This window comes from Micromonospora sp. R77, assembly GCF_022747945.1.
Lineage (GTDB): Bacteria > Actinomycetota > Actinomycetes > Mycobacteriales > Micromonosporaceae > Micromonospora.
The window spans coordinates 2,887,267-2,902,944 of record NZ_JALDST010000001.1 but is presented as its reverse complement, the minus strand read 5'-3'; the positions used below and the strand labels follow the sequence as shown (position 1 = coordinate 2,902,944).

Genomic DNA, 15,678 nt, shown 5'->3' with positions numbered 1-15,678 from the left:
ACAGCGGCCCCGGGTCGACCCCGCCGCCGGTCAGACGCGGCGCAGGTCGGGCAGGAGGCGGGTGGCGACGTCGACCAGGACGGCCTCGTCGCCGGCGTACCAGCTGCTGGCCCGGGGCCAGTGGGTGACCACGTCGGTGAAGCCGAGCCGGGCGGCCCGGTCGACCTGCTCGGCGAAGAAGTCCGCGCTGCTCAGCGAGAAGACGGGGGCCGAGTCGAGGGACAGGTAGCGGTCGAGGGTGGCCGGGTCGCGGCCCACCCGGTCGAGCGTCGCGTCCATCCGCGCGGAGAGCTCCGCCACCGACGACCACCAGGCCGCCAGGTCCTCGGTGTCGGTGCCGATGGTCACCCACCCCTGGCCGAACCGTGCCGCCAGCCCCATCGAGCGCGGGCCGTTGGCGGCCAGCACGAAGGGCACCCGGGGCTGCTGGAGGCAGCCGGGGTTGCTGCGGGCGTCCACCGCCGCGAACCAGTCACCGCGCCAGGTCGTCCCGTCCCCGCGCAGGATCGCGTCGAGCAGCTCGGTGAACTCCGCGAACCGGTCCACCCGCTGCCGGGGCGGCAGGGTCTCCCCGCCCAGCACGGTCGCGTCGAAGCCGATGCCGCCGGCCCCGAGGCCCAGCAGCAGCCGGCCGCCGGAGACGTCGTCCAGCGCGGTGACCTGCCGGGCGAAGGTGGCCGGGTGCCGGAAGTTGGGCGAGGCGACCAGGGTGCCCAGCCGGATCCGGGAGGTCACCGTCGCGGCGGCGGTCAGCGTCGTCACCGAGTCGAACCACGGCCCGTCGACCAGGTCCCGCCAGCCCAGGTGGTCGTACGTCCAGGCGTGGTCGAAGCCCCACTCGTCGGCCTGCCGCCAGCGGCGCTGCGCGTCCGACCAGCGCTGGTCGGGAAGGATCACGATGCCAATCCGCATGATCGCCAGGGTACGCGGACCGGCGGCGGATCCGGTCCGGCGACGGCTTGACCATGCATCGATCATCTATATATGTTGCCTACATGACCCCGATGCGCGAGCCGACGTTCCTCATCCTCACCGCGCTGGCCGGCGGCCCCCGGCACGGCTACGGGATCATCCAGGAGGTGGCCGCCCTGTCCGCGCAGCGCGTCACCCTGCTGCCGGGCACCCTCTACACCGCGCTCGACCGGCTGACCGGACAGGAGCTGGTGTGCCGTGACCGGGAGGAGGTGGTCGACGGCCGGCTGCGCCGCTACTACCGGCTGACCCCGGCCGGCATCGACGCGCTGGACGCGGAGACCGCCCGGCTGCGGCAGCTCGCCACCGCCGCCGAGGCCCGGCTGCGCGCCCTACGCCCCCGTACCGCCTGATCCGCCCGGACCCGAGGAGGGGGAGATCATGTCGTCGACCGGCGACCCGCTCGTCCGCCGCTACCAGCGGCTGCTGCGCTGCTATCCCCGCGCCTACCGCCGGGAACGCGGCGCGGAACTGCTCGACCTGCTGCTGGACACCACCCCCGCCGGGCGGACCCGTCCGGCCGTCCGGGTGGCCGTCGACCTGGTCCGCAGCGGGCTCCGCTGCCGCCTCGGCCGGCCGGCCAGCCGTACCGTCGTGGGGTGGGCCGCGCTCGCCGCGCTGATCTGCGGCCTCTTCTCCGCGGCGGTGGCCACCCGGCTGGCCTGGGAGACCTCCCGTCCGCAGCTGGACCGCGCCGAGGCCGGCGCGGTCCTCGGCACCGCCCTGCCCGAACACCACCTCGGCGAGATCTCCGTCCCACCGTCGCTCTTCGTCATGTACGACGAGCCGCTGCGCCGGCACGGTCTGGTCGACCTGCTGCTCGGCGACGGTGGGGAATACCGGGAGGGCACCGTCACCGCCTCGGCCGAGGGCACCCCGCCGGTCCCCGCCGAGCAGGTGCTCGGCCTGGCCCGACGACACCTGCACGCCGCCGGCTGGCACGTCGACCGGCAGGTCGACAAGGTCAGGACCGGCTCCGGGCCGGCATTCACCGAGAGCATCCTGATCGCCGGCCGTGGGGACACCGTCCTGCACCTGATCGTCCAGTCCGGACGTCCGGGACCGGACCCGGGATACCTCTTCGTGGATTTGCAGCGCCGGACCCCGACCGTCGCGTACCCGGCCGCCGCCTCGGCGGGGCTGCTCGGTGCCGTGACCGGCTGGCTGGTGTTCGGCTGGGCGAGCCGGCGCACCGACCGCTCCCGCTCGGCCCGGGCGCTGGCCAACCAGCTCTTCGGGGCCACCATGCTGCTCTGGTGGATCCCGGTCGCGCTCTTCGGCACCCTCACCGTCCGGCAGTTGGTGCGGGAGCCGCACCCGCAGTGGCCGCCGCTGTGGGAATGGCTCGGCCAACCGGCCGGCGGGCCCTTCCTCCTGCTCGGCTCGGTCACCGCCCTGCTCGGGGTGGCGGTCGCCGCCGCCGGCTGAACGCCGCGAGCCCTCGGGTCAGATGGACAGCTTGGCCAACATCCGGCCCAGATGCGGTTCGCACGTCCCCGGACCGGCGGCGGCGACCTCCTGCGGTGTCCACCACCGGACCCCACGGAACTCGTCGAGGTCCGGGACCAGCTTCTGGTCGCGGCTGCCGCTGAGCACGAACCAGAGACTCACGTCGGTGTGCCGCTCCTCCGGCCGCCCGACCGTCTCGGTCACCGTGAGGAAGACCGGACGCTCGCCGGACTCCGGCGCGAAGACGGCCGGCACGCCCAGTTCCTCCACCATCTCCCGGCGTACGGTGTCGGCCGGGTGCTCGCCCGGCTCGACGTGACCGCCGCTCGGCAGCCACATCCCGGCCAGGCGATGGTCCACCAGCAGCACGCTGCCGTCCGCCGCGTCGCGCAGCAGGAAATAGGCCACCAGGTGCGGTGAGGGGGTGCGCGGCTTCTCCCGCCGGAAGATGTCGTCGGTCGTGGCCAGCCAGGTCAGGCACTCCGCCCGGTGCCGCACCTCCAGCTCGTCCAGGGGCGTCATCGACTCGACCAGCGCCCGGATCTCCATCTGCACGCGCATGTCGCAAAGGCTGCCAGCCGGGTACGACACCCATCAGCCCACGGGCCGACCGCGGCACGGAGGGAAGTCACGGCCTGCCTATGCCGTACGCCGGAGACGTCCGCCGACCACCTCGACGCCCGCCGGCCACACGTGGCGCCGCTTCACGCTCCCGACCTCCGCGCCGTCCAGCCGGTGGCCGGTTTCCGCCCTGCTCCGCCGGAACGACACCGTTCCCGCGAAGCGCACCTCGGGAAAGTAGGCGCCGCCGCCGAACGTGGCCCTCGTGAAGCTCGCATCACCGCCGAAGACCGCCCGGTGGAACTCGCCGTCGTTCCCGAACCGGACCGTGTTGAAGGCCGCCTTGCGTTCGAAGCGAACCTCGACGAAGCTCGCGTGGCCGTCGAACGCCGCTCCACTGAACAGCGCCCCGCCCGTGAAGGTCGCCCCGGTGAAGTCGGCCTTCCGCCGTACCCGGAGTTGCCAGAACTGCGCGTCCCCCAGCAGCGTCGCCCTGCGGAGATCCAGCAGGGCCACGTCGCAACCCTCGAAGTCGGCGTTGCACAGCGTCGCACCATAGAAGTCGAGCCGGATCTCCGGCCAGAAGTCGAGGATCTCCTCGTCGTGGTCATGGTCGTCCGACGGGTCACGAAGGTGAGCCGCGAGACCTCGCTGGATCGCCAGCCGGACCTGCAACTCCTGCCTCTTCTTCCGGCCCGCCGCTGCCGGCGGCCCGCCACCCGGGCCACCCGCCGGCTGCGGGGCCTCCCGCTTCGGATAGAGCCGTGAGTAGGCGATCTCCGGATCCGTCGCCGCGAGGTCGAACGGCATCCGCAGATAGCCGCAGAGGACGTCGACACACATCTGTCGACCCGACGGCCAGTCGTTCGCGAGGTTCAACATCGCGTAGACGCCGGCGAGCCGCACTGCGGCCTCGGTCGAGCCGAGCTGCTCCGACGCGGACCGGAACCGCTCCCCGAACAGCTTGGTGGCCTCGCGCCGGTCCGCGCTCCGGGCGAGCGCATGCTGCGCCTCGGTGACCCGCTGGCGCTGATAGGCCACCACCAGTGCGATCACACCGCCGAGCCCGGCGACGACGGCCAGTGAGATACGGAGCCCGTCGTACAGGTCCTTCGGGTCGAGCGTCGTACGCGCAGGGCCGAGGCCCGGCCGACCGAGCAGCAGCCACAGCGAGACTGAGCTGCCGATCGCCAGGAGGACGGCTGCCAGGAGTGCCCCGACGACCTGCCACGGCAGTGAGCCAGGGACGGCCGTCGCCTCGTCCGGTTCCCGGGTACGGGTCGTGCGCCACGGCCTCTCCACGTCCATAGGCTCTCAGGTACGCGCCACCGAGCGCCTCGCCGGCATCCGCGCCGAGGGGTTACCCGACGAAGACGCAGAACGGGTGGCCGGCCGGGTCGGCGTACACCCGGAGGGGTTCCTCGGGGTCGTCGATGCGGTCGCGCAGCAGCTGGCCGCCGAGGCGCAGGACGCGGTCGTGCTGCACCCGCAACTCCTCCACCGAGGCGACGGTCAGGTCCAGGTGCAGCTGCTGCGGCACCGGACCCTCCGGCCAGCTCGCCGCCGGCAGCTGGTCGACCTGCTGGAAGGCGATCTGCGGGGTGCCGTCCGGCGTCCGGAGCACCAGCCAGTCCCGGCCGCGCTCGTCCGGCCGCCCCGCTTCCGGCGGCTCGTCACCGGGCCGGTAGACCAGGCCGAGCAGGGACCGGTAGAACTCCGCCAGCGCCCGGGCGTCGGTGCAGTCGAGCACCACCTGACACAGCTTGGGCACGCTTTCCCGCTCGGTCACCTTCGTCACCTCCGCAGGCCAGTCTGCATCGTGGCGACCGCGACCGCAGGCCGGGCGCAACAGCGGCGGGCGGATGCGCGAACCGCCTGGCCGGCGCCGAGGGTCACGAGTTCCCTAAATCTGTGGCGCCCTCCACCGGTACGAACCACAGTCGACGGTGAGCAGTCGACCGGACGGAAGAGGGATCAGCAGTGAACGACCACGAGTACCGCGATCAGGACGTCAGGTCCGCCGACGGCACCCGCCTGGTGGTCCGGCGGGTGGGCAGCGGTGACCCTGTCGTCCTGGTGCACGGGTCGGGCGGTGGGTTGCACTCCTGGGCCACGGTCGCCGACCGGCTCGCCGCCCACTACGAGCTCTGGATGCCGGCGAGACGCGGATACGGCCCCAGTGACGTCCCGCCCGGACCCAACTCCTTCCAGGACGAGACGTCCGACCTGACCGCTGTCGTCGGGGCGGCGTACGAGTCGGCCGGGAAGCCCGTACACCTGGTCGGAGCCTCCTACGGGGCGACGCTGGCGTTGCACACCGCGTCGGCGGCCCCGGGCGACCTTCGGTCGCTCGCCGTCTTCGAACCCCCGCTCTTCGCGGCCGGGGCGCGGATCGCGCCACTCCTCGATCGGTACCGTGCCGCCTTCGAGCGGGACGACGCCGCGGCGATGGCTGCGGTACTGAACGAGGTCACCCGGGTTCCGGCGGAGATCGTCGCCGCGTTCGCCGCCGCCGCGGGCGACCGGACGCCCGACCCGGTGGAGGCCCGACGCTCGGCGATCGGCTGGCTGCACGACCTCGAAGCGCTCGCCCAGGACGACACGGACATCGGTCGCTGGTCCTCGATCGCGGTGCCGACCCTGCTGATGGGGGGTGCCGACACCTGGGAACCGATGCCCAGCACGATGGACGCCCTCGCGAATGCGGTGCCCGGCGCGCGGCAGGTCAGCTGGCCGGGGCAGTCCCACTTCGTGACCATGACGGCACCCGCCCTGGTCGCGGACACCCTGCGCGAGTTCTTCGCCGAGGTCCCGGCGTAGCCGGACCCGTTCCGGACGTGGGACGGCCGGCGCGGCAAGCAGGGCAACGACCGAGGCCCCAGCCAGGAAACCTGTCCTGGGCTGGGGCCTCGCGCTGGAGCGGGTGACGGGAATCGAACCCGCACTGTCAGCTTGGGAAGCTGATGTTCTGCCATTGAACTACACCCGCAGGCGGGACCACTGTACCTGAGGTCACCACCCCCGTGCACCCAGGTACCCCGGGCGCGTCCGCACTCCGCGCGCACCTGTCCGGAGCAGCGAAACCTGCCCGACACGATCGTGAAATCACCGGCATGAGCCGATGCACCAGAAAGTTTCCCTGCGGCAATATATGCCCGTTCTCAAATCTGTCGATGCGATGTAACGTCTCCCACACGTTCTCAGCCACGGCGTGACATACCCCCTGTCGCGCCGCCAGAAAGAGGTGGGCCCATGGGACTCCGTCCCAACCTGCTGACCCGGCGTGCTGCCGGCGTCGCGTCGACGACCCTCGCGCTGCTGCTCAGCACCGCTGCGGTGGGCGTCGTTCCCGCTGCATCCGCCTTCTCCGCGGCGCCCGGTGCGTCCTGCGCCGAGCCGACGGACGCGCACTCGAACGCCCGGGTGAAGAAGGGCGGCACGGCCAAGCTGGACCCGAACGAGCTGACCGCCAAGCAGGTCCGCGACCGTGAGGCCGACCTCGCCGCCGCACTGCGCGAGCGGGCCAACTTCCGTGCCGGCGCCGGGGCCACCCCGCTCGCCACGGTCACCATCCCCGTCGTCGTGCACGTCATCCAGCGGGACACCACGCGGGCCGGCGGTAACATCCCGGACTCGCTGGTCACCGCGCAGATCGACGTGCTGAACAAGGCGTACAGCGGGGCCACCGGCGGCGCGGCGACCGCGTTCAGCTTCCAGCTGTCGAAGGTCCACCACGTCACCAACGCCGCGTGGTACCCGATCGTGCAGGGCTCGACCGCCGAGCGGAACATGAAGACCTCGCTCCGCGAGGGCGGCAAGAACACCCTGAACATCTACCTCGGCGAGCTGAGCGACAGCCTGCTCGGCTGGGCGACCTTCCCGAAGCGCAAGCTGGACAGCATGGACGGCGTGGTCGCGCTGAACGAGTCGCTGCCGGGCGGCACCGCCACCAACTACAACCAGGGCGACACCGGCACCCACGAGATCGGCCACTGGCTGAACCTCTACCACACCTTCCAGGGTGGTTGCTCCGGCTCGGGCGACAGCGTCGGTGACACCCCGGCCGAGTCCTCGCCGGCGTACCAGTGCCCGACCGGGCGGGACACCTGCTCGGCGACCGGCCTGGACCCGATCACCAACTTCATGGACTACACCTACGACTCGTGCATGTACCAGTTCACCCCTGGTCAGGCGAGCCGGATGCTGACCGCGTGGAACGCCTACCGCGCGGCGTAACCACCAGCACGACAACGGTGCCGGCCCCCTCGAACGGGGCCGGCACCGGCGTGTCTGCGGGGCTAGGGGCTGCCCGGGCTCAGGCGGCCGTGCGGCGGGTGTCGAAGCCGTGCCGGCCGCGCAGGCTCTCACCGGCGGCGGTGATCGGGGACGCCGTCGCAGTGCCCCGGGGGTCGAGCCAGACCTGCACCGCCGGTCGCGCCTCGGCCGGACGGAATCCGCCCTGGTCGCGGCGGGTCAGCATCGCCACGTCGACGGTGAACTCGAACAGCCGCCAGTCGACCTGGGGTGCGGCCCGACCGAGCTCGGCCAGCCGTGCCACCCGCGCCGGGTCAGTCACCGGGCGCGCGCGTCCCGCCACGTAGGCCTCGTCGTCGCTCTCCTCCGGCGGGAAGGAGTGCAGCGCGTAGCGGCCGTCGCGCTCCAGGTCGCGGCGTTTGGGCGAGTCGACGACGAAGCAGTAGAGCCCGTCGTCGGTGATGACCGGGGAAACCGGGTGGACCCGGGGCCCACCGTCGGCGCGGACCGTGGCGAGATAGCCGAAACCCGGCCCGTACTGCTGCATGAGGAGGCGGATCTCGTCGGCGAGGCGGGGCTCGTCGGCGGCGAATTCGGACCAGGAAGCCATGCCGACATTCTATCGAACACACGTACTAACGCGCAGTCCGACACGCAGCTCGCCCGTATCGGTCGCTATGGTGTTCCGATGCTGCTCTCCGACCGTGACCTGGTCTCCGAGATCAAGGCGGGCACCCTCGCGCTGGAGCCCTTCGAGCCCACGCTGGTGCAGCCGTCCAGCATCGACGTACGCCTGGACAAGCTCTTCCGGGTGTTCAACAACCACCTCTACACCCACATCGATCCGGCCATGCAGCAGGACGACCTGACCTCGATGGTCGAGGTGCCCGACGGCGAGCCGTTCGTGCTGCACCCGGGCGAGTTCGTGCTCGCCTCCACGCTCGAGGTGATCTCGCTGGGCGACCAGCTCGCCGGCCGCCTGGAGGGCAAGTCCAGCCTGGGCCGGCTCGGGCTGCTCACCCACTCCACCGCCGGCTTCATCGACCCGGGCTTCTCCGGGCACGTCACGCTGGAGCTGTCCAACGTGGCGAACCTGCCGATCACGCTCTGGCCGGGCATGAAGATCGGCCAGCTCTGCATCTTCCGGCTCTCCTCGCCGGCCGAGCACCCGTACGGCTCGGTCGTCTACGGCTCGCGCTACCAGGGGCAGCGCGGCCCCACCCCGAGCCGCGCCTGGCAGAACTGGCGCACCTGGCCGACCCGCTGACCGGCCAGCCGAGTGTTAACAGGGGCCCCTTCCTCTACCTGAGGCGTTAAGAAGGGGCCCCTCCTTTCACCGTCAGCCGGGACGGCCGTAGCTGTTGATCTGGCCGTCGTCGACGCGCTTCATGGTGATGGGCTTGCCGGACTGGGAGGCGTGGACCACCCAGCCGTCGCCGACGTACATGCCGACGTGGTGCAGGTCGCTGTAGTAGAAGACCAGGTCACCGGGGCGCAGCTCGCTGCGGCTGACCCGTCGGGTGACGTCGTGCTGCTGCCGGGCGTTGTGCGGCAGCGAGACACCCGCCTTGTCCCAGGCGGCCATGGTCAGACCGGAGCAGTCGAAGTGGTCCGGGCCGGCGGCGCCCCAGACATAGATCTTGCCGATCTGGGCGCAGGCGAACTTGACGGCGACCCCGGCGGGGCCACCCGGGTAGCCGGACGGGCACGGCGCGGGCCGCAGCGGACCGCCGCCGCCGCTGCCGTACACCTTGAGCCGGAGCTTGCCGAGGCGGGCGATCTCGGCGTTGATCTGCTGCTTCTTCGCCGCCAGCTGGGCCTTGGTCCGGGTCAGCTGGGTCACCATCTCGTCCAGCGGCTTCTTCTTCGCGGTTAGCTGGTCGCGCAGGTCGACGACCGACCGCACCTCCTGCTGCTGGCGGTGTGCGAAGCGGTCGAGCAGTTCGAGGCCGGCCAGCACGTCGCCCGGCGAGCGGCTGCCCAGCAGCGCGTTCACCGTGGAGACGTTCTGCCCCTTGTACGCCTCGGCGGCCAGCCCGCTGACCTGCCCCATGGCGAGGTCGACCTGGAGCTGGAGCGGGGCGATCTGCTTGGCGAGGGCGTCGGCCTGCCGGCTCTTGACCGCGAGGTCCTGACTGGTGGCGTTGTACTGCTCGATGATCGGTTCGAGCTTCTCCCAGTCCTGGTCGATCTGGCGTTCGATCTCGGTGACCGAGGGTTCGGCGTGGGCCGCCGTGGCGCCGCCGGTCAGGATGACGGCGGTGCCGGCCAGGGCGGCGAGGAGGGTGGTGAAGCGGGACCAGCGTGGGCGCGGCGCAGCCGTCATCCGGTCGACCGACCGGACCGACGGTCGCCGCGGGGCATGGTGTGCCACCGGGCTTCCGTACTCCTTCTGCGTGACCGCCTACCGGGTTAGCTGACGGGTTCGGGCGGGAAGGGAGCCGCCCTACCGCAGTGCTGCGGATTCACCCCGGTTACCTGGGTCCCCGGCTCGCCCGGAGGCGACTCGGCGGTGTCCGACCGTGACCGCCCGGGATGGACGGTCCAGTTTCCGGTCGACGATTGACCAGAGTAGAGATGGCCGTTATCGATCCGCAACCCGCGACGCCGTGACACTCCGTACCTGTTGAGGGCGCCGGATCGCGGTTCGTGAAGAAATCTTTCAGGCAACATCATTTAACCGGAAGGTATTGACCTGAAGCGGTACCGGGGGCGAGGGTGGGCACGCAGTGACCCCCATCGAACCTGGAGGTTCCATGCACCTCACCCCCGTCCCGCCACGCCGACGGATCCTGCTCGCCGGCGCCGTGGCGGCGGCCACCGTCCTGCTCACCGCCGGCCCGGTCACCGCCGACCCGGCCACCACCGGGACCGACCAACCCACCGACCGCCAGCAGCAGTACGCGACCGCCGCCGCCGAGTACGGCGTACCGGAGAGCGTCCTGCTCGGCGTCTCCTACCTCGAGTCCCGCTGGGACACCCATCCCGGCCAGCCGAGCACCAGCGGCGGCTACGGGCCCATGCACCTGACCGACGCCGTGCAGGTCGCCGCCACCCCGTCCGGCGCGCACGTCGACGAGAACGAGGACCCCCGGGGCGACGACTCCCGGCCGCTGACCGTGGACACCGCCGCCGCGGCCGAGCCGACCGGCGACCTGCTGCCGTCGGCGTCCCTGCAGACCCTCGACACCGCCGCCGCGCTCACCGGGGTGGCCGAGGAGACGCTGCGGGACGACGCCGCCGCCAACATCCGGGGCGGCGCGGCGCTGCTGGCGTCGTACCAGAAGGAGCTGGCCGCGCCCGTCGGCGCCGGCAGCGACCCGGCGGCCTGGTACGGCGCGGTGGCCCGCTACTCCGGCGCGGACACCGAGGACGCCGCGGCGGCCTTCGCCGACGAGGTGTACGACCAGATCGGCCTCGGCGCCAGCCGGACCACCGACGACGGGCAGCGGGTGACCCTCGCCGCCCGGTCGGTGACGCCCGACGAGTCCGGCCTGCACAAGCTGGGGCTGCGCCGGGCCGAGCGGCCGGACGGCCTGGAGTGCCCGGTGCGGCTCGCCTGCGAGTGGATCCCCGCGCCCTACGAGAAGTACGGCCCGAACCCGGGCGACTACGGCAACCACGACCTCGGTGAGCGGCCGGCGCAGCAGAAGATCGAGTACATCGTCATCCACGACACCGAGGGCTACTTCGGCCCGAGCGTGAAGCTGGTGCAGACCAAGACCTACCTGGGCTGGCACTACACGCTGCGCTCGGTGGACGGCTACGTCGCCCAGCACATCAAGGCCAAGGACGTCGGCTGGCACGCCGGCAACTGGTACGTCAACGCCAAGTCGATCGGCATCGAGCACGAGGGCTTCGCCGGCCACGGCACCTGGTACACCGAGGCGATGTACCGGGCCTCGGCGAAGCTGGTCCGGCACCTGGCGCTGCGGTTCCAGATCCCGCTGGACCGGCAGCACATCCTCGGCCACGACAACGTCCCCGGCACCACCGCCGGGACGGTGGCCGGCATGCACTGGGACCCGGGGCCCTACTGGGACTGGTCGCACTACTTCGACCTGATGAAGGCGCCGTTCCGGGGTACCGGCACCAGCCACACCGGCCTGGTCACCATCGACCCCGACTACGCCACCAACCAGCCCGCCTTCACCGGCTGCAACCAGCAGCCGCCCGGCGTGCCGAAGCCCACCCCGCCGGCCGCCCCGTGCCCGCTGCGCGGCTCCTCGTCGGTCATCCTGCGTACCGCGCCGAGCCCGGACGCGCCGCTGGTCAACGACCGCGGCCTGCGGCCCAACGGCACGCCGGACACCATGTACATCTCCGACCACGGCGCCCGCGCCTCCGCCGGCCAGACGTACGCCCTCGCCGGCGTGCAGGGCGACTGGACGGCGATCTGGTACCTCGGCCAGCGGGCCTGGTTCCTCAACCCGGCCGCCGCGCCGACGGCGACCTGGGCCCAGGGCTTCGTGGTCACCCCGAAGCCCGGCCGCGCCAGCATCCCGGTGTACGGGCGGGCCTATCCGGAACGGGAGGCGTACCCGGACACCATCCCGTACCAGTCGATCTCACCGCTGCAGTACACCTTCGCGGCCGGGCAGCGGTACGCGCTCGGCGGGATCGTGCCGGGCGAGTACTACCGGGCGGTCTCCTTCGACGGCTCCGCCCCCGGTGACCGCACGGTGGTCCGCGGCACGAACCGGTACGTGCAGATCCAGTTCGGCCACCGGGTGATGTTCGCCAACCTGGACGACGTGCAGATCCTGCCGGCCGCGGTCGGCGCACCGCAGTAGTTCGCCCGCCGACGACGAAGGCCCCCGCTCGCATCGAGCGGGGGCCTTCGTGCGCGGCAGGGGATCAGGTGACCCGACGGAAGCCGGCGACCGGCATGTAGGCGATCTTCGTGACCTGGACCGGCTTGCCGGTCCGGGGTGCGTGGATCATCATGCCGTCGCCGAGGTAGAGGCCGACGTGGTGCAGGTCGCTGAAGAAGAAGACCAGATCGCCGGGGCGGGCGTCGTCGCGGGAGACGGCCTTGCCCTCGTTCCACTGGGCACCGGTGAAGTGGGTCAGATAGATACCGGCCGCCTTGTAGGCGTACTGGGTGAGACCGGAGCAGTCGAACGAGTTCGGGCCGACGGCACCCCAGACGTACGGGTCACCGACCTGCTGGCACGCCACGCGGATCGCGGTCTGCGCGGCGCTGCTCACCACACCGTTGATGGTCGGGCAGCCGGTGACCTTCACCGTGGTCTTCGGCAGCGAGGCGGTCAGCCGCTTGATCTCGGAGTCGATGTGCTTCTTCTTCGCCGCCAGGTCGTTCTGCTGCTTCACCTGGGTGGCGATCAGTGCGTCGAGCTTCTGCTTCTGCTTGTTGTACTTGTCCCGGATGGCGAGTACGCCGGCGACCTGCTTGCGTTCCTGCGCGGCCAGCCGGTCGAGCATGGTCAGCTGCTCGGCGAGCGCGCCGGGCTTGGCGTCGACCAGCAGCGCGCCCAGGTCCTGGGACGGACCCTGCATGTAGTAGTGGGAGGCCAGGTCGCCCACCCGGTTCATGGCGAGCGTCGACTCCAGCTCCAGCGGAGCCATCTTCTTCTCGAGTTCGGCCGACTTCTTGAGGTTGACCTTCAGCTCGGCACGAACCTTGTTGTAGCTCTCGATCGTGGGCTCGAGCTGTTCCCACTGCTTGTCGATCTGCGCCTCGATCTCATCCACCGAGGGCGGCGCCGCGTGCGCGGGCGCGACGGCCACCCCGGCACCGACCGCGACGGCCGCGACCAGGGTGAGCAGACGGTGTACGACCCGGCGCACGCCGACCGGCCGGGTGAGCGGCGGGATCGGGACGTGACGATGAGGGGGCATGGTTGCCACCGGCACCGACTCCTTTTGCGACCGGCCGCCGGGCGCCTCGCGAAGGGGGAAGGGCGAGACTGACGAGCCACAGCGACCGGTGCCCCACATTAGGGAAGGCCGGGAGCGGAATCAAGGTGACCTTTTGTTCAGTCACGTCTGTGCAACCGCTTGCACACAAAGGGTATTTGTCAGGTCCCAACGATAGCTGTCAATACGTCATCGAGCGTCACCACACCCAGGGGACGGCGACCGTCACTCACCAGCACCATGTGCCGCCGCTCGCGCCGCATCGACAGCAGCAGGTCGGCCAGCGTACGGTCCGGCGGCACCACCGCCAGCGGACGGTAGACCTCCGCCGGCACCGGGGCCCGGCGGCCCGCGCCGGAGTAGCCGAGAACGTCCTTCACGTGCACGAATCCGAGCACCCGACGGGTCGACCGCTGCACCACCGGGAAACGGGACCGGCCCGTCCGGGTCGCCAGCACCTCCAACGACGCGGGCGACACGTCCTCGGCGACGGTGGTCACCGTCGACCATGGTTGCAGCGCGTCCCCCGCCGTCCGGCTGTGCAGCGCGAGCGCACCGGTGATCCGGGCGTGCTCCTCCGCGTCGAGCAGCCCCTCCGTCCGTGCCTGGGAGACCAGGCCGGCCATCTCCTCGGCGGTGAACACCGTCTTCACCGCGTCGGTCGCCTCGATCCCCCACAGCCCCAGCACCTGCCGGGCAGCCCACTTCATGGCCAGCAGCAGCGGCTTGGTGGCCACGCAGAAGGCCAGCATGGCCGGCCCCAGCCAGAGCGCCGACGGCTCCGGTCCGGCCAGGGTGATGTTCTTCGGGACCATCTCGCCGACCACGGTGTGCAGGAAGACCACCACGCCCAGGGCGATGACGAAGGCCACCGGATGCACGGCCCCCGTCGGCAGCCCGACCGCCTCGAACGGCGCCTCCAGCAGGTGCGCCAGGGCCGGCTCGGCGATCGCGCCCAACCCCAGCGAGCAGACCGTGATGCCGAGCTGCGCCCCGGCGATCATCAGCGGGATCTGGTTCATCGCCGACAGCGCCCACCGGGCCCGCTTCGAGGCCGCCGCGAGCGGTTCGATCACCGTACGGCGGGAGGCGATCAGGGCGAACTCGCCGCCCACGAAGAACGCGTTGCCGAACAGCAGCAGCGCGGCCACCAGCAGTTCACTCACCGTCGTCGGGCTCCTCCGGCCGCAGCACCCGGACCTGCTCGATCCGGTGCCGGTCCACCTCGACCACGGTGAACTCGTAACCGGCCTCGTCGACGGTCTCGCCGGGCACCGGGATGTGCCCGAGCCGGGCCATCAGAAAGCCGGCCAGCGTCTCGTACGGGCCCTCGGGCAGCCGGAAGCCGGTCTGCTCGGCCAGCTCGTCCTCGCGCAGCACGCCGTCGACCAGGACGGTCCGCTCACCGCCCGGCACGGTCAGCTCGACCGGGCCGAGGTCGTCGACCGCGTCCGGGTCGAACTCGTCGGCGATCTCCCCGACCAGTTCCTCGACCAGGTCCTCCACGGTCACCACGCCGTCCGTGCCGCCGTACTCGTCGACCACGATGGCCAGGTCGGCCCCGGCCGCCTTCAACGCGGCGAGGACCCCGTCGAGGTCCAGGCTCTCCGGCACGTACACCGGCTCCCGGGCGACCGCCGCGACGGTCGTCGAGGCCCGGCGGTCCAGCGGTACGCCGAGCGCGTCCGGCACCCCCACCACGCCGGTGACCAGGTCCAGGGTCTCCTCGAAGACGGGGAAGCGGGTCCGGCCGGTCTGCCGGGACTGCTCCAGCAGCTCGGCGACGGTCGCGGTGGCCCGCAGGGCGACCACGTCCACCCGCGGGGTCATCGCCTCGGCGGCCCGCTTGTCGCCGAACCGGATGGTGCGGCGCAGCAGCATCGCGGTGTCCGGCGGGAGCGCGCCGGCCCGGGCGGAGATCGCCGCGAGCAGCCCCAGTTCCTCCGGCGACCGGGCGCTGGCCAGCTCCTCCTGCGGCTCCACGCCGAGCTGCCGGACCAGCCGGTTCGCCGAGTCGTTCAGCCCCCGGATCAGCCAGCCGAACGCCCGGGAGAAGCTCCGCATCGGGGCGGCGGTGGCGAGCGCGGCCGGCATCGGCCGGGCCAGCGCGAGGTTCTTGGGCACCAGCTCGCCGAAGAGCATCGACAGCAGCGTGGCCAGGGCGAGGGCGAGCAGCGGACTGAACCGTTCGGCCCCGCCCACCGGCCGCAGCAGCGGCGCGAAGAGTCGGGCCAGGGCCGGCTCGGCCAGATAGCCGGTGAGCAGGGCGGTGATGGTGATGCCGAGCTGCGCCCCGGAGAGCTGGAAGGAGAGCTCGCGCAGCGCCCGCCGTACGGTGGCGGCCCGGTTGTCACCCTCGCCGGCCCGCCGCTCGATCTCCGCGCGGTCCACCGTGACGAGGGCGAACTCGGCCACGACGAAGAACGCGTTGCCGGCGGTCAGCAGGACGAAACCGACCAGGGGCAACAGCGTGGTGACCAGGAGCCCGTCGATGATCGCCTCACCTCGCCGCGATTCTCCCACGAGCCCGCCGACCGGACGAGCCGCGCACCTGGTCCCCAC

General features: G+C 71.8%; 15 protein-coding genes, 1 tRNA gene and 1 riboswitch. Of the genes, 6 read left to right on the top strand and 10 right to left on the bottom strand.

Annotated elements, in window-relative coordinates:
• Positions 1 to 30 precede the first annotated feature (30 nt).
• Positions 31 to 912: an LLM class flavin-dependent oxidoreductase gene (locus MRQ36_RS13425; protein ID WP_242795617.1), complete on the bottom strand. Its 882-nt coding sequence runs from the start codon at positions 910 to 912 to the stop codon at positions 31 to 33.
• 92 nt (positions 913 to 1,004) lie between these two features.
• On the opposite strand from MRQ36_RS13425, the gene MRQ36_RS13420 reads away from it, so the two are divergent.
• Together MRQ36_RS13420 and MRQ36_RS13415 are read left to right on the top strand one after the other, a co-directional pair.
• The gene (locus tag MRQ36_RS13420) at positions 1,005 to 1,325 is read left to right on the top strand and encodes a PadR family transcriptional regulator (RefSeq protein WP_242801081.1); all 321 of its coding nucleotides are present in this window, start codon (positions 1,005 to 1,007) and stop codon (positions 1,323 to 1,325) included.
• Positions 1,326 to 1,353: 28 nt separating this feature from the next.
• A complete protein-coding gene (locus MRQ36_RS13415) occupies positions 1,354 to 2,400 on the top strand; it encodes a hypothetical protein (RefSeq protein WP_242795616.1) in 1,047 nt (348 codons plus the stop codon).
• A gap of 18 nt (positions 2,401 to 2,418) precedes the next feature.
• Here the strand turns inward: MRQ36_RS13415 and MRQ36_RS13410 are convergent, their stop codons facing one another.
• The 3 genes from MRQ36_RS13410 to MRQ36_RS13400 form a co-directional block, all read right to left on the bottom strand.
• Positions 2,419 to 2,982, bottom strand: coding sequence for an NUDIX hydrolase (locus MRQ36_RS13410; RefSeq protein ID WP_242795614.1), 564 nt, complete (start codon positions 2,980 to 2,982; stop codon positions 2,419 to 2,421).
• A gap of 78 nt (positions 2,983 to 3,060) precedes the next feature.
• Positions 3,061 to 4,284 (bottom strand): pentapeptide repeat-containing protein, encoded by a 1,224-nt coding sequence (locus MRQ36_RS33900; RefSeq protein WP_242795611.1) that lies wholly within the window; start codon positions 4,282 to 4,284, stop codon positions 3,061 to 3,063.
• Between the two features lie 58 nt (positions 4,285 to 4,342).
• Positions 4,343 to 4,771: a VOC family protein gene (locus MRQ36_RS13400; RefSeq protein ID WP_242795606.1), complete on the bottom strand. Its 429-nt coding sequence runs from the start codon at positions 4,769 to 4,771 to the stop codon at positions 4,343 to 4,345.
• Positions 4,772 to 4,962: 191 nt separating this feature from the next.
• Here MRQ36_RS13400 and MRQ36_RS13395 point away from each other — a divergent pair, with 191 nt between their 5' ends.
• Positions 4,963 to 5,802, top strand: a complete 840-nt coding sequence (locus MRQ36_RS13395) for an alpha/beta fold hydrolase (protein WP_242795604.1) — start codon at positions 4,963 to 4,965, stop codon at positions 5,800 to 5,802.
• A 95-nt stretch (positions 5,803 to 5,897) separates the two neighbouring features.
• On the opposite strand, the gene MRQ36_RS13390 is transcribed toward MRQ36_RS13395, so the two are convergent.
• Positions 5,898 to 5,971 (bottom strand) — tRNA-Gly (locus MRQ36_RS13390).
• Between the two features lie 263 nt (positions 5,972 to 6,234).
• On the opposite strand from MRQ36_RS13390, the gene MRQ36_RS13385 reads away from it, so the two are divergent.
• The gene (locus MRQ36_RS13385) at positions 6,235 to 7,218 is read left to right on the top strand and encodes a zinc metalloprotease (protein WP_242795602.1); all 984 of its coding nucleotides are present in this window, start codon (positions 6,235 to 6,237) and stop codon (positions 7,216 to 7,218) included.
• 79 nt (positions 7,219 to 7,297) lie between these two features.
• Here the strand turns inward: MRQ36_RS13385 and MRQ36_RS13380 are convergent, their stop codons facing one another.
• Positions 7,298 to 7,846 carry a pyridoxamine 5'-phosphate oxidase family protein gene (locus MRQ36_RS13380; RefSeq protein ID WP_242795600.1) on the bottom strand — a complete coding sequence of 183 codons (549 nt, stop codon included), beginning with the start codon at positions 7,844 to 7,846 and terminating at the stop codon, positions 7,298 to 7,300.
• Positions 7,847 to 7,924: 78 nt separating this feature from the next.
• Between MRQ36_RS13380 and dcd the strand changes: the two genes are divergently transcribed.
• Entirely contained in the window at positions 7,925 to 8,503 is a 579-nt protein-coding gene (gene dcd, locus MRQ36_RS13375; RefSeq protein ID WP_242795597.1) for a dCTP deaminase, read from the top strand.
• A 72-nt stretch (positions 8,504 to 8,575) separates the two neighbouring features.
• Here dcd and MRQ36_RS13370 read toward each other — a convergent pair whose 3' ends face one another.
• Complete coding sequence (locus MRQ36_RS13370; protein ID WP_242795595.1) at positions 8,576 to 9,562, bottom strand: NlpC/P60 family protein; 987 nt, start codon at positions 9,560 to 9,562, stop codon at positions 8,576 to 8,578.
• 59 nt (positions 9,563 to 9,621) lie between these two features.
• Positions 9,622 to 9,758, bottom strand: a riboswitch (cyclic di-AMP (ydaO/yuaA leader).
• Positions 9,759 to 9,992: 234 nt separating this feature from the next.
• Here MRQ36_RS13370 and MRQ36_RS13365 point away from each other — a divergent pair.
• Positions 9,993 to 12,029: an N-acetylmuramoyl-L-alanine amidase gene (locus MRQ36_RS13365; protein ID WP_242795592.1), complete on the top strand. Its 2,037-nt coding sequence runs from the start codon at positions 9,993 to 9,995 to the stop codon at positions 12,027 to 12,029.
• A gap of 64 nt (positions 12,030 to 12,093) precedes the next feature.
• Here the strand turns inward: MRQ36_RS13365 and MRQ36_RS13360 are convergent, their stop codons facing one another.
• The 3 genes from MRQ36_RS13360 to MRQ36_RS13350 all read right to left on the bottom strand — a co-directional run bounded on the left by MRQ36_RS13360 (position 12,094) and on the right by MRQ36_RS13350 (position 15,582).
• On the bottom strand, positions 12,094 to 13,098 hold the full coding sequence (locus tag MRQ36_RS13360) for a C40 family peptidase (protein WP_242795590.1): 1,005 nt from the start codon (positions 13,096 to 13,098) through the stop codon (positions 12,094 to 12,096).
• Positions 13,099 to 13,277: 179 nt separating this feature from the next.
• Complete coding sequence (locus tag MRQ36_RS13355) at positions 13,278 to 14,282, bottom strand: hemolysin family protein (RefSeq protein ID WP_242795587.1); 1,005 nt, start codon at positions 14,280 to 14,282, stop codon at positions 13,278 to 13,280.
• The gene (locus MRQ36_RS13350) at positions 14,275 to 15,582 is read right to left on the bottom strand and encodes a hemolysin family protein (protein ID WP_242801079.1); all 1,308 of its coding nucleotides are present in this window, start codon (positions 15,580 to 15,582) and stop codon (positions 14,275 to 14,277) included. Before MRQ36_RS13350 ends, MRQ36_RS13355 begins: the two co-directional genes overlap by 8 nt.
• Positions 15,583 to 15,678: the final 96 nt, after the last annotated feature.

Excerpts from the sequence above, each read along its gene's own strand:
- MRQ36_RS13425 (WP_242795617.1), bottom strand. The coding sequence starts at position 912 with ATGCGGATTGGCATCGTGATCCTTCCCGACCAGCGCTGGTCGGACGCG.
- MRQ36_RS13420 (WP_242801081.1), top strand. The coding sequence starts at position 1,005 with ATGCGCGAGCCGACGTTCCTCATCCTCACCGCGCTGGCCGGCGGCCCC.
- MRQ36_RS13415 (WP_242795616.1), top strand. The coding sequence starts at position 1,354 with ATGTCGTCGACCGGCGACCCGCTCGTCCGCCGCTACCAGCGGCTGCTG.
- MRQ36_RS13410 (WP_242795614.1), bottom strand. The coding sequence starts at position 2,982 with ATGCGCGTGCAGATGGAGATCCGGGCGCTGGTCGAGTCGATGACGCCC.
- MRQ36_RS13385 (WP_242795602.1), top strand. The coding sequence starts at position 6,235 with ATGGGACTCCGTCCCAACCTGCTGACCCGGCGTGCTGCCGGCGTCGCG.
- MRQ36_RS13380 (WP_242795600.1), bottom strand. The coding sequence starts at position 7,846 with ATGGCTTCCTGGTCCGAATTCGCCGCCGACGAGCCCCGCCTCGCCGAC.
- dcd (WP_242795597.1), top strand. The coding sequence starts at position 7,925 with ATGCTGCTCTCCGACCGTGACCTGGTCTCCGAGATCAAGGCGGGCACC.
- MRQ36_RS13370 (WP_242795595.1), bottom strand. The coding sequence starts at position 9,562 with ATGACGGCTGCGCCGCGCCCACGCTGGTCCCGCTTCACCACCCTCCTC.
- MRQ36_RS13365 (WP_242795592.1), top strand. The coding sequence starts at position 9,993 with ATGCACCTCACCCCCGTCCCGCCACGCCGACGGATCCTGCTCGCCGGC.
- MRQ36_RS13360 (WP_242795590.1), bottom strand. The coding sequence starts at position 13,098 with ATGCCCCCTCATCGTCACGTCCCGATCCCGCCGCTCACCCGGCCGGTC.